Annotated in this window: 11 protein-coding genes; 5 read left to right on the top strand and 6 right to left on the bottom strand. The window is 62.4% G+C overall.

From position 1 onward, the window contains the following. Positions 1 to 50: 50 nt before the first annotated feature. On the top strand, positions 51 to 1,025 hold the full coding sequence (locus FGD77_RS04545) for a glutathione S-transferase family protein (protein ID WP_255006713.1): 975 nt from the start codon (positions 51 to 53) through the stop codon (positions 1,023 to 1,025). Positions 1,026 to 1,228: 203 nt separating this feature from the next. Here the strand turns inward: FGD77_RS04545 and FGD77_RS04540 are convergent, their stop codons facing one another. From FGD77_RS04540 to FGD77_RS04530, 3 genes are all read right to left on the bottom strand, one after another. Further along, complete coding sequence (locus FGD77_RS04540) at positions 1,229 to 1,771, bottom strand: NADPH-dependent FMN reductase (protein ID WP_255006712.1); 543 nt, start codon at positions 1,769 to 1,771, stop codon at positions 1,229 to 1,231. After that, positions 1,768 to 2,937 (bottom strand): low temperature requirement protein A, encoded by a 1,170-nt coding sequence (locus FGD77_RS04535; protein WP_255006711.1) that lies wholly within the window; start codon positions 2,935 to 2,937, stop codon positions 1,768 to 1,770. The genes FGD77_RS04540 and FGD77_RS04535 overlap by 4 nt, the downstream gene beginning before the upstream one ends. A gap of 112 nt (positions 2,938 to 3,049) precedes the next feature. Next, on the bottom strand, positions 3,050 to 3,991 hold the full coding sequence (locus FGD77_RS04530) for a ring-cleaving dioxygenase (protein ID WP_255006710.1): 942 nt from the start codon (positions 3,989 to 3,991) through the stop codon (positions 3,050 to 3,052). A 117-nt stretch (positions 3,992 to 4,108) separates the two neighbouring features. Between FGD77_RS04530 and FGD77_RS04525 the strand changes: the two genes are divergently transcribed. From FGD77_RS04525 to FGD77_RS04515, 3 genes are all read left to right on the top strand, one after another. Further along, positions 4,109 to 5,017, top strand: coding sequence for a LysR family transcriptional regulator (locus FGD77_RS04525; protein WP_255006708.1), 909 nt, complete (start codon positions 4,109 to 4,111; stop codon positions 5,015 to 5,017). 228 nt (positions 5,018 to 5,245) lie between these two features. Beyond that, positions 5,246 to 5,569: a quaternary ammonium compound efflux SMR transporter SugE gene (gene sugE, locus FGD77_RS04520; RefSeq protein ID WP_255006707.1), complete on the top strand. Its 324-nt coding sequence runs from the start codon at positions 5,246 to 5,248 to the stop codon at positions 5,567 to 5,569. A gap of 271 nt (positions 5,570 to 5,840) precedes the next feature. Further along, positions 5,841 to 8,015, top strand: coding sequence for a DEAD/DEAH box helicase (locus tag FGD77_RS04515; RefSeq protein ID WP_255006704.1), 2,175 nt, complete (start codon positions 5,841 to 5,843; stop codon positions 8,013 to 8,015). Here the strand turns inward: FGD77_RS04515 and betA are convergent. Beyond that, positions 8,012 to 9,688, bottom strand: coding sequence for a choline dehydrogenase (gene betA / locus FGD77_RS04510; RefSeq protein WP_255006701.1), 1,677 nt, complete (start codon positions 9,686 to 9,688; stop codon positions 8,012 to 8,014). The genes FGD77_RS04515 and betA overlap by 4 nt on opposite strands. Before the next feature lie 125 nt (positions 9,689 to 9,813). On the opposite strand from betA, the gene betI reads away from it, so the two are divergent. Then, entirely contained in the window at positions 9,814 to 10,506 is a 693-nt protein-coding gene (betI, locus tag FGD77_RS04505) for a transcriptional regulator BetI (protein WP_255006699.1), read from the top strand. Positions 10,507 to 10,671: 165 nt separating this feature from the next. Here the strand turns inward: betI and pyrF are convergent, their stop codons facing one another. Beyond that, complete coding sequence (pyrF, locus tag FGD77_RS04500; protein WP_255006697.1) at positions 10,672 to 11,370, bottom strand: orotidine-5'-phosphate decarboxylase; 699 nt, start codon at positions 11,368 to 11,370, stop codon at positions 10,672 to 10,674. Between the two features lie 71 nt (positions 11,371 to 11,441). Then, positions 11,442 to 11,753 (bottom strand): hypothetical protein, encoded by a 312-nt coding sequence (locus tag FGD77_RS04495; protein WP_255006695.1) that lies wholly within the window; start codon positions 11,751 to 11,753, stop codon positions 11,442 to 11,444. Between the last annotated feature and the right edge of the window lie 158 nt (positions 11,754 to 11,911).

The raw sequence follows: 11,911 nt of genomic DNA, 5'->3' as shown, positions 1-11,911 counted from the left end.
GCTGACGGGCTTTGCGCGGGCGTCCGGGGCTGAAACAAAAGGAGAAGATGATGGGAATTCTGATTGATGGCGCATGGCGCGATGACTGGTATGATACTGAAAGCACGGGAGGTCGCTTCAAGCGAAGTGAAACCTCGTGGCGCAACTGGATCACGCCGGACGGCGCCCCTGGTCCGAGCGGCGAAGGCGGGTTCGGCGCCGAAAGCGGGCGCTATCACCTTTATGTCAGCTATGCCTGCCCCTGGGCGCACCGGGCGCTGATCTTTCGTGCGATCAAGGACCTTACGCCGCATATCGGTGTGTCGGTCGTTCACCCGGACATGTTGGAGCAGGGATGGGAGTTTCGGGCGGATTTCTCGGGTGCGACCGGTGACGACCTTCACGGCGCCCGCTTCCTGCGCGACGTTTATCTGCGGGCCGATCCCAAAACATCAGGCCGGGTTACGGTACCGGTCCTTTGGGACAAAAAGCGCGACACGATCGTGTCGAACGAAAGCGCGGAGATCATCCGCATGTTCAACACCGCCTTCGACGGGTTGATTGACAATCACGAGGACTACTATCCCGAGGATCTGCGCCCCCGGATCGACGAAATCAACGCGCGGGTCTACAGCACCGTCAACAACGGGGTTTACAAGGCGGGTTTCGCAACGTCGCAGGTGGCCTATGACGAAGCGGTTCATACGCTATTTGACAGCCTCGATTGGCTGGAAGGGCTGCTGGGCAGCGCCCGCTACCTGACAGGGGACCGCCTGACCGAGGCGGACTGGCGGCTGTTCACCACCATGGTGCGGTTTGATCTGGTCTATCATACGCATTTCAAATGCAACCGAGCCTGGTTGCGGGACTATCCTAACCTTTGGGGGTGGGGGCGCGAGCTTTATCAATGGCCGGGCATCCGCGAAACGGTACATTTTGATCAGATCGTGAGGCACTACTACTACAGCCACCCGACGATCAATCCGAACCGGATCATTCCGATCAACCCTGTGATCGACTGGGATGAACCGCATGGCAGGGGGTAGGGTATCGACCGGCGATGTTGCTGCCCGTGGGTGTCAGAGGCGGTTGGCGCAGAACGCGGATTCACAAGCCTGAGGCAAAAGTGTGGACGCTGCAGAGCCTTAGGTGTTCGTGACACCAAAATGCACCTACGGCCTGCCGCCCGTCATTGGGTCACTAAAACGTTTCGCCTCAAGTGAGTGCCTCAAGTTTAAGGCGAAACGCTTTAGCGGCAGGTTTCCGCAAAACCTGTGATGAATTCGGACAGCCGTGCGCGGGTGGTTTCATCCACGAGATTGCCGTCATCGTCGAACAGCGGCCCGGCCCGCGAGACCAGCAGCCGCCCGTCCAGCCAGGGCCGGGTGCGCAGCGTACGCAGGACCGGCAGCCAGTGATCCTGCGCCAGCAGGGTGCCGAACCCTCCGGGGGATGCGCCGATGACGGCGACAGGCTTGCCGACGAAGAGGTCCAGACCCGGTCCGCGCGACATCCAGTCGATGGCGTTCTTGAACACGCCCGGAATCCCATTGTTGTATTCCGGCGTAACCAACAGCAGCGCATCGGCGGCTGCCAGCTGATCCTGCAAGCTCTGGACCGCATCGGGCAGCCCGGCTTCGGCTTCCTTGTCGGCGTCATAGAGCGGCACTTCGTGGATCGAGCCGATCTGCATGGTCACGCCATCAGGGGTGAGGTCGGCTGCGGCGCGCAGCAACCCCGTGTTGTAGGATGCGCGGCGCAGACTGCCTGAGAGGCCAAGGATCGTGGTCATGGGGCATTTCCTGTTGATATACGGTTCAATCTGCGGCGCACCAGTGCGGTCGCCACCAAAAGCACGGCGATGAGTTCCAGCGCCATCGGCGCGGTCAAGGCGATAAGAAGGACAAGGCCGGCAACCACCGGCAGCAACCAGCGTCCCGCGCCATCGAGATGTATCCTGTCGCGAATGAGCCACAGAGTCGCAATGTAGATCGCGACGGGGATCACCGTCGCCAGAATGCCGGTTTGCAGGTCGACATGGGCGGCAGGGTCGAAGGCATGCAACATGACAAGCATGCCGACCCCTGTCGCTGCCCCTGCCGAGAAGAGTGCGAAATGACCATATCCCCAGATCAGGGCATGCCCCAGCTCGTCGCTCGCAAGGTGGTCCTCATCGGTGAAATACAATCCCCACAGCGAAAAGGAGATGGTCGCCGACAAGGTTGCCAGCCAGAGCAGGTCGGCATCCGGAAAGGCCGCGCCGCTGTCAAGCTGGATCATCGCTGTGATCGCGATGAAGGTTTCGCCCAGAACGATGATATTCAGAAGGCCGTAGCGCTCGATCATATGGTGGCGGTGCCAGCTTGTGGTGCCGTGGCGCTCGGCAAGTGCCGGAACGGTCAGTTCACCTGCGGCCCCGATCAGGAAGAGCGGCAGATAGATCGCCGCGGTGGGTGGTACGAACGCGACGAACGCGATCCAATAGATCTGCATCACAGCGATGCCACCCGCGTAACGCAAGGCCGTCCTGCGCCGTGACCGGTCCGCCCGCGCCGCCCCGAGCCAACACACCGCCATCCCGAGCCGCATGACGATGAACCCCAAAAGGGCCAGCCAGATCCGCTCATGCGTGAAAACCGCCCCGATGCCTGCGGCCAGAATCAGCGCACCGAACATGATGACCATGGTGAGAATGCGAAACGCCGAGGAATTGTCGTCATAGGCCGAGGCGAACCACGTGTAGTTCATCCAGGCCCACCAAATCATGAAGAAACTGCATAGAAAGCCGATCACACCCTGCACGGCATGGGCTTCCTCTACCGCATGCGCGAGGCCATGCGCGGCGGCGGCAATGGCAATGACCGACGCGAGGTCGAACATCAGTTCCAGCGGCGTCGCCGCGCGATGCGTCTCGTCCGGATTGCGCGCGGGGAAATGAAAGAAGCTGTTTTGTGTCATGTCGATCCGGATTCGCTGGACAGGGTTTTATCGTCTGATCTTTCTTACGGGTATTCTTGCGTGAAAAGTATCGCCTGATACAGGCCGCCGGGCTGACCCGGCGGCCTGAACGTCAATCAAGTGGTTTCAGGTCTGCCTCGATCTGAGCGCGACGGTCCTCAAGAAAGGGCGGCAGGGCGAGGCCCTCGCCCAAGGCGTCCATCGGTTCGTCCACCGCGAAACCCGGCCCATCGGTCGCAATCTCGAACAGGTTTCCACCCGGCTCGCGGAAATAGAGGCTGCGGAAATAGTACCGCTCGACCTCGCCCGAGCTTGCAATGCGGAACTCTGTCAAATGCCTTGCCCAGTCCCTGATGCTCGCCAGATCCGGCGTGCGGAACGCGACGTGATGCACCGCACCCGCGCCCTGCCTTGCGACCGGCAGGTCAGGCTGAACGGCGACATGCAGCTCGGCGGCGGCACCGCCGCTGCCCATCTCGAAAACATGCACCTGACCGATCCCATCGGGGCTGGCGTAATCACGCGCTTCGCGCATGTTCAGCACTTTGGTCAGCACCGTCCTGGTCGGGTCAAGCGTGGGGACGGAGATGGTAATGGGTCCAAGCCCCCGGATCTGATGCTCGGACGGCACCGGGCTGCGCCCCCAGGGATGCACCACGCCTGTATCATCGCCCGTCAGGCGAAACCGCTGCCCCTCGGGGTCCTCGAAATCAATCGTGGCGCGACCGTCCAGCGTGGTGATTTCGCCGCGGGTCAATCCCTCATCGGCCAGACGACCCGCCCAGAAATCGAGACTTCCCTCGGCCACCCGAAGCCCGGTACGGCTGATCGAATGCGTGCCGCGCCTCTCGCGCGCTGTCGGCCAGTCGAAAAAGGTCAGATCGGTGCCCGGCGTCGCCTGCCCGTCGGCATAGAACAGGTGATAGGCGGATGTGTCGTCCTGGTTGACGGTCTTCTTGACCAGCCGCAGTCCCAGCGTGTCGGTATAGAACCGCTTGTTTGCCGACGCGTTGGCGGTGATTGCCGTCAGGTGGTGAATTCCGGTCAGGTCCATGATGGCCTCCTTTTGTTACGCCCCATATTGGCACAACGCGCGTTTGGCACCAGCGATGTCGGCCCGAATGCGGCGTTCGGCGTTTGCGAACGGCCCGGCCCCTGCTAAACTCGCCCGATGCGCTATACTCTGGATGAAATCGAAACCTTCCTCGCGGTGATGGAACTTGGCACCATTACCGCCGCAGCCGCGCGCCTGAACCTGTCGAAATCCGTGATCAGCAAGCGGATTTCCGATCTGGAGCGCACACTGGGCGCGGCGCTCTTTCGCCGGAACGCGGGCCGTATCAGGCCGACAGAGACTGCTCTGCGTCTCGACGACCGGCTTCGCCCGGCGCTGGCCGAACTGACGGCCGCCACCGAAAGTACGGCCTGGGGCGGCGCGGGCGACGACGCATTGCGCGGTACGCTGACGATCGCCGCGCCGATGAGTTTCGGCACGCTGTATCTGTCGCCGATCATCGCCCGTTTCGCCGCCATGCATCCGGAAATGGAGCTGCGCATCGATTACGACGACCGCGCCCGTGACCTCTTGCACGAGGGCTTCGACATCGCCATCCGCATCGGCCATCTGCGCGACACCGCTCTGATGCAGCGCAAGCTCTGCGAGGCCGAAACCATAGCCTGCGCAAGCCCGGCATATCTTGATCGGTACGGCCGTCCGACAGGGTTGGCGGACCTCGCCGACCATCAGGTCATCGGCTATCATCACATGTCGAACGCACGGCTTTGGGAACTGGGCAAGGGCGTTCCGCCGACATTGCACAGCCGTATCACGCTGAACAACGGTGAAGCGATGCGCGATATGGCCGTCGAAGGGCTTGGCTTGGTTATCTTGCCCGATTTTATCGCCAACCCGGCAATAGAACAGGGGCTGCTGGAACCAATCCTGATCGATATGGACTCGCGGACCCTGCCAATCGTTGCCGTCTGGCCGCCGATCACACCGATACCGCCAAAGCTGCGCCGCTTTGTTGATCATCTTCTGGCCGAACTTGACGGCGGGCGGCCTTGGCAATCAAAATGAAGGGACGCGTTCCAAGGGCGGATTTTCGATGGCACACGCTGGTTCGAAGCGGCACGATGAGGCGCCTAAATAGGCGCACCCCCCCCCTTGTGGTGCATTTTCCACCCACCGCCCGTATAGGGTTCTTGACCGGTGACGGCGTGCTCTCTATCTGAGGGTCGATGCGGGACGACCCGCACCTGCGCAACCAATCCCGGGACGGCCCGGTCCTACAAGGAGGGCTGGGCCATGGCTTGGATCTATCTCGTTTTCGCTGGGCTGCTGGAAATCGTCTGGGCATTTTTCATGAAAAAGTCCGTGGGGTTTACGGTGCTTGCGCCGAGCGCAATTACCGTCGTCACTATGATCGCGAGCTTTGCGCTGCTTGCCGTTGCCATGCGGACACTACCGCTGGGCACGGCCTACACTGTCTGGACGGGTATCGGAGCGGTTGGGGCGTTCGCCGTGGGGGTCATTGTTCTGGGCGAAACTGCAAGTCCGATGCGCCTGGCGGCTGCGGCGCTGATCTTGGCCGGAATAGTGCTGATGAAGCTCTCAAGCACGGCAGGATGAGTCGTCGCCTACAAAGCTGGCTGCGGTTCAGATAAGGGGTTTGCCGACCCTGCACCGGCGCCAAGGGTCAGTTTTCAAAGGCGCGGCATGATCAACCTCTGCACATTTCCAAAGGCAAGCCTATGGGGTGCAAAGGGAATACGTTCCGTCGAAAAAGGCAGGGCGATGTTTCGCCGCACATCTATACATTGCTGCCTATAGGGTATAGACGCCGCGACTTGCGCCCGCTTTCCCTGCGCGCGCCCTTGAAACAGCAGAAAAATCCAGATCCGTGAAAACAGCACTCGCCGATGCCATCAAAGCCCGTGGTTACACCACCCTCACCCCTGTTCAGGAGGCGGTGACAAATCCCGACCTGTCGGGCGCCGATATGCTGGTGTCCGCCCAGACCGGATCGGGCAAGACGCTGGGCTTTGGTCTGGCCATCGCGCCGACCCTGCTGGGTGAGGCCGAGAAATTCGGTGACGCCGCAGCGCCGCTGGCGCTGGTCATCGCGCCGACGCGCGAGCTGGCCTTGCAGGTGAAACGCGAGCTGACATGGCTCTATGCCGGGGCGAATGCGGTGCTGGCATCCTGCGTCGGCGGCATGGATATGCGCGACGAGCGGCGCGCCTTGCAGCGCGGCGCGCATATCGTCGTCGCCACGCCGGGGCGCTTGCGTGACCACATCATGCGCGGCTCCATCGATTTGGGCAGCCTGCGCGCCGTTATTCTGGACGAGGCAGACGAGATGCTGGACCTCGGGTTCCGCGAGGATCTGGAGTTCATTCTGGGCGAGGCGCCGGACGAACGTCAGACGCTGCTGTTCTCGGCGACAGTTCCCGCCGCCATCGCCAAGCTGGCGGAGGGTTATCAGAAGGACGCCGTGCGCGTCAGCACTGCGGCGGCTGAAAAAGGTCAGCATGCCGATATCGAATATCGCGCGATGTCTGTGTCGCCCCGCGACGGCGAGAACGCCATCATCAACGTGCTGCGTTACTACGAATCGCCCAACGCCATCGTGTTCTGCAATACCCGCGCCATGGTCGCGCGGCTGACCACGCGCCTGTCCAATCGCGGCTTTGCCGTGGTGGCGCTGTCGGGTGAATTGACGCAATCCGAACGCACCCATGCGCTGCAAGCCATGCGCGACGGGCGCGCGCGCGTCTGCGTCGCCACCGATGTCGCCGCGCGCGGCATCGACCTGCCAAACCTCGATCTGGTCGTCCATGCCGAGCTGCCCGGCAGCCACGAAACGCTGCTGCACCGCTCGGGCCGAACGGGCCGGGCAGGGCGCAAGGGCGTCAGCGTTCTGATCGTGCCGCCGGTGGCCCGCAAGAAGGCCGAGCGCATCCTGAACTGGGCAAAGCTGCGCGCCGAATGGGGCCCCGCGCCCTCGGCCGACGAAGTGTCGGCCATGGACGAAGAGCGCATGATGAACGACGCGGCATGGTCCGAGGCGATCACTGAAAGCGAGGCGCCCGCCATCGCCAAGCTGGCCGAGCGGTTCACGACCGAGCAGATCGCCGCCGCCTATCTGCGCCTCTACCACAGCCACCATTCCGCGCCCGAGGATCTGGGCGATCCGGGCGAAAAGGCCGCACCGCGCGCGGCGTTTGGCCCCTCGGTGTGGTTCTCTGTCTCCGGCGGGCGCGCCAAGGGCGCCGAGCCGCGCCGCCTGCTGCCAATGCTGTGCAAGGCCGGCGGCATCACGCGCGACGATATCGGTGCGATCCGCATCGGCGATACCGAAAGCTATGTGGAACTGCGCAAGGCTTCTTCCGCCGGTTTCAAGGCGTCGATCGGCGACAACATGCGCGTCGAGGATGGCGCCGAAGTGGCGGAACTCTCGCAGCCGCCAGCCATCGCGCAGCGCCCCGGCGGCAAACCGGGTGGCAAGCCTGCGCATAGCGGTCCCAAGCCGGAGTGGAAGAAACCCGCGCGCAAAGGTCCGCCCCCTGCCAGCCAACTGGACGATCTGCCCGCCATTCTGCCGCAGGGCGATCAGCCAGCCATGCCTAAACCCGCGCCGAAAAGCAGCGCACCGAAAAGTACTGCGCCTGTGCAATATGACGACGCACCCGCGCCCCGGTTCAAAAAGCCCAAGACCGCAGCACCGTCCAGTGCACCATCCAAGCCACGTTTCAGCAAAGGCCCCAAGCCCGATTTTACCCGCGACGGCGCCGTGACGGATGCCGCGCCCAAGCCCAAATTCAAGGGCAAGCCGGACAGCTACACCAAGGACAAGACACCGGTTGGAAAACCGTCCAGCAAAAAGAACCGCGCCCGCGCCGCCGCAAAAGCAGGCGAGGGGTATAGCGGCAAACCGGGCGCTGCTGCGGGCAAACCAGCCGGTAAGTCCTTTGCCAAGCCGGGCGCAAAACCCTTCGGGAAATCAGGTGGCAAGCCTGCGGGCAAACCTTTGGGAAAACCACGCAGCGCCGCGCCCAAGGGCGGCAAAGACTAAGCCATCGCGGCGGCCTTGACCGTTTCGCGCCACGCGGGATGGATCCAAGGCTGCTGATTCGAGGCAGGCAGGGGCGCACGGCCCAGGATCATATCCGACGCCTTTTCGCCCGCCATGATGCTGGGGCCGTTCAGATTGCCATTGGTAATGCGCGGAAAGATCGAGCTGTCGGCGACGCGCAGCCCTTTTACCCCGATCACGCGGCACTCGGGATCGACCACCGCATCGGGGTCATCCACCGCGCCTATCTTGCAGGTGCCGCAGGGGTGATAGGCGCTTTCGGCATGCTCGGCGATGAACGCATTCAACGCCTCATCGCTTTGCATTTCCGCACCGGGCTGGATTTCCTTGCCGCGATATGGGTCGAACGCCGCCTGCGCGAATATCTCGCGTGTCAGGCGGATGCAGCGGCGAAAATCCTCCCAATCGCTGTCATGCGCCATGTAGTTGAACGCGATATTCGGCGCATCGGCGGGATCGTTCGAGACCAGACTGACCCGCCCGCGCGAGGCCGATCGCATCGGCCCGACATGCGCCTGAAACCCGTGCCCCTCGGCGGCCGCCTGTCCGTCATAACGCACGGCCATCGGCAGGAAATGATACTGGATATCGGGATATTTGACACCCGGCTTCGAGCGCAGGAACGCCGCGCTTTCAAACTGGTTGGACGCGCCAAGTCCGCGTTTGCCGAACAGCCATTGTGCGCCGATCATCCCCTTGGACCACAGGTTCCAATGCTTGAACAGCGTGATCGGCTGGGTGCTGGCCTGCTGGATATACAGCTCCAGATGGTCCTGTAGATTGCCGCCCACACCGGGCCGGTCGGCGACCACATCAATGCCATGCTCAGCCAGATGCGCGGCGGGGCCAATGCCCGACAGCATCAGAATCTTGGGCGAGTTGAAGGCAGAAGCCGCCAGCACGACTTCGCGGTTGGCTGTCACGATCTCGATCTTGCCGCCACGCTCGATCTCGACCCCGGTTGCGCGCCCGTCCTTGATGATGACGCGGCGCACGAAACAGCGCAGCATGTCGCAATTGGGCCGCTTCAGCGCGGGCCGCAGATAGGCGTTGGCGGTAGACCAGCGGCGCCCTTTGTAAACGGTCTGCTCCATCGGGCCAAAGCCCTCTTGCTTTTCGCCGTTATAGTCGTCCGTCAGCTCATACCCGGCCTGCCCGCCTGCCTGCACGAAGGCGTCGAACAGCGGGTTCTCGCGCGGCCCGCGAGTCACATGCAACGGCCCATCAGTGCCGCGCCACGCCGGATCGCCACCATGGCCGCCGTCGGTCCAATTCTCCATCCGCTTGTAGTAGGGTAGAACGTCCCGATAGCCCCAGCCGGTGGCGCCAAGTTCCTCCCAATGGTCGAAATCGCAGGCATGACCGCGCACATAGACCATTCCGTTGATCGAGGATGACCCGCCGACCACCTTGCCGCGCGGCGCGGCCAGACGGCGCCCCCCCAGATGCGGTTCGGGCTGGGTGGTGTAGCCCCAATCATACCGCTTCATGTTCATCGGATAGCTGAGCGCGGCAGGCATCTGGATGAACGGCCCGATATCGGTGCCGCCGTATTCCAGCACCAGAACGCTGTGCTTGCCATCCTCTGACAGACGATACGCCATGGCCGACCCGGCGGATCCTGACCCGATGACAACGAAATCGGCTTGCATAATGGTTCTCTCCCCCTGCTAACGGTGACGAATACTTACCATTGGTCAGTTTTTTAGTCAAAAGGTAAATCTTGTGGTGGTCTGGTCACCACGTTAGGATGGGCAGTCAGCAAGGCGGCAGTTGAATGGCACGGCAATCGATCCGAGATATCAGACGGGCAGAACTGTCGCAGGCCGCCTTTGATGCGCTGGTCCTGCACGGCATTCGCGGCACCACATTGGACCGCGTGGCCAAGATTGCGGGCGTGTCCAAGGGCGTTGTCCTGCATCACTTCAAGGATAAGGACGCGCTGTTCGAGGGGGTCCAGCGCAAGGCGAACACTGTCCTGCGCGCCTGCGTGGTCGAACTGTTGCGACACGCCGAAACCCCTCTGGAGCGGCTTTATGCCATCATCGTCGGTAATTTCGCGGCGCCTGTATTCCAGCAGGAGATTTGCCACGCCTGGATTTCGCTTTGCTCAGACGTGCCGCACAACCGGCAGAGCCAGCGCATCCAGGCAGTTGTGCATGCACGCATGCGCAGCAATCTGTTGAGCGCGCTGCGCCCGCTGGTGGGGCCCGCCGCCGCGCCGCGCATTGCATTTCATTTGCGCACGGTGATGGACGGTATCTGGCTGCGCGCCAGTTTCCAAATTGCGCCGATGGCGGGCGCCCAAGGCATCGCCGAAGTCGATTTTGCCGCCCGTCATCTGCTGGCAGACAAAGGTGTGCGACCGGAAAGCCTCGGCGCGGCGCGCGCCAAAATGGAGGGTCTTGCCGACCTGATTCTCACCACCCGCGCTTTCCGAGATCAAGCTCTCACAGCTGCGGCGCGTTGAGCCCGGCCAAGGGCAGGGGGCTTCGCCCCCCACGTTGAATCCCCTCCGGGGCTTGCAACGCTCCCCCCAGGATATTTAAGGCAAGAAGAAATGGCCGCCCGGTTTCTTCTTGCCGTAAATATCCTCGCCGAAGGCAAAAAACTCTTTTGGTGCGGCGGTGCCGGGTCAGGGCAGGCTGGCGAGGATTTGAGCCGCCGCTGCCGCAGGGTCGCGCGCGGCCCAGATAGGGCGTCCGACGACGATATGATCTGCGCCTGCCTTGATCGCGCTGGCTGGCGTGGCCACACGTTTTTGATCGCCCAAGGAGCTGCCGTCGGGGCGCACGCCGGGCGTGACGATCAGCTTGCCCTCGGCCTCGGGCAGGGCGCGGATCAGAGCGGCTTCCTGCGGCGAGGCGATTACGCCGTCGGCGCCTGCCTCGAACGCGCGGGCGGCCCGGGTGCAGACCAGATCGGGGATGTCGCCTGCCAACATGAGGCCGGCATCCAGATCGACGCGGTCCAGCGATGTCAAGATTGTGACGGCAAGGATTTTGGTCTCCCTGCCAGAGGCGCCTTCACAGGCGGCGCGCACCACATGCGGATCGCCATGAACAGTCAGGAAGTCCAGATCGAACTGTGCCAGACCGCGCACGGCAGCCTCGACCGTGGCGCCAATGTCGAACAGTTTCATGTCCAGAAAGATGCGCTTGCCGTGTTCGGCCTTCAGTTCGTTGGCAAGGGCAAGACCGCCCCCGGTCAGCATGCCAAGACCGATTTTATAGAATCCGACCTGCTGCCCCAGTCGTTGGGCCAGTTCCAGCCCACTCAGCGCATTCGGCACGTCCAATGCGACGATAAGGCGGTTATCGGGATATGCGGCCATGGAATGCTCCCTGTCGGATGATCCCATGCTTTTGCCCCTCTTGCGGCCCGGTCGTCAACCGGGCTCGCAAATCAGGCCGCTGCTTGACCCAAAAGGCGGCTGAGTAAGGATTTCTGGCTTGCATCCGCGATGGCCGATTTGAGCGGTGCGGCGTGATGCAAGCGCGTGATGTCCTTGGTGTCCCGGCGTCCGGATTTGTGCGCCCTGCCGGCCGCCTGCGCGAGGTTGCGTACAATCAGGCCATATTCCGCATGAAGCGGCGCCGTAACCTGTGCCGGATAAGAATATGTCTGCCCACGATCATGGATCTTCACCAACGCCTCGAATGCGCCGAACTCGGGGTTGTAGCGCACATTATCGAACCGGATTTCTTCGATCTTCATTGGACTGCTCCTTCGTGTGAACCGGCCTTTTGGTCCGGCCAGGGGCTGTGGATAACTACCCCATTGCTGTAGCAACTTATGCAGCGTTGTTACGGTTTCATCACATGTTACGAAAAGTTTACCTTGCGCGATTATTTGGGGTTGTCTGCCTTGAAGCG

The sequence above is a fragment of the Roseovarius sp. M141 genome (assembly GCF_024355225.1).
Lineage (GTDB): Bacteria > Pseudomonadota > Alphaproteobacteria > Rhodobacterales > Rhodobacteraceae > Roseovarius.
The sequence above is the reverse complement of the archived record's forward strand: the minus strand, read 5'-3'. Positions and strand labels throughout refer to the sequence as shown.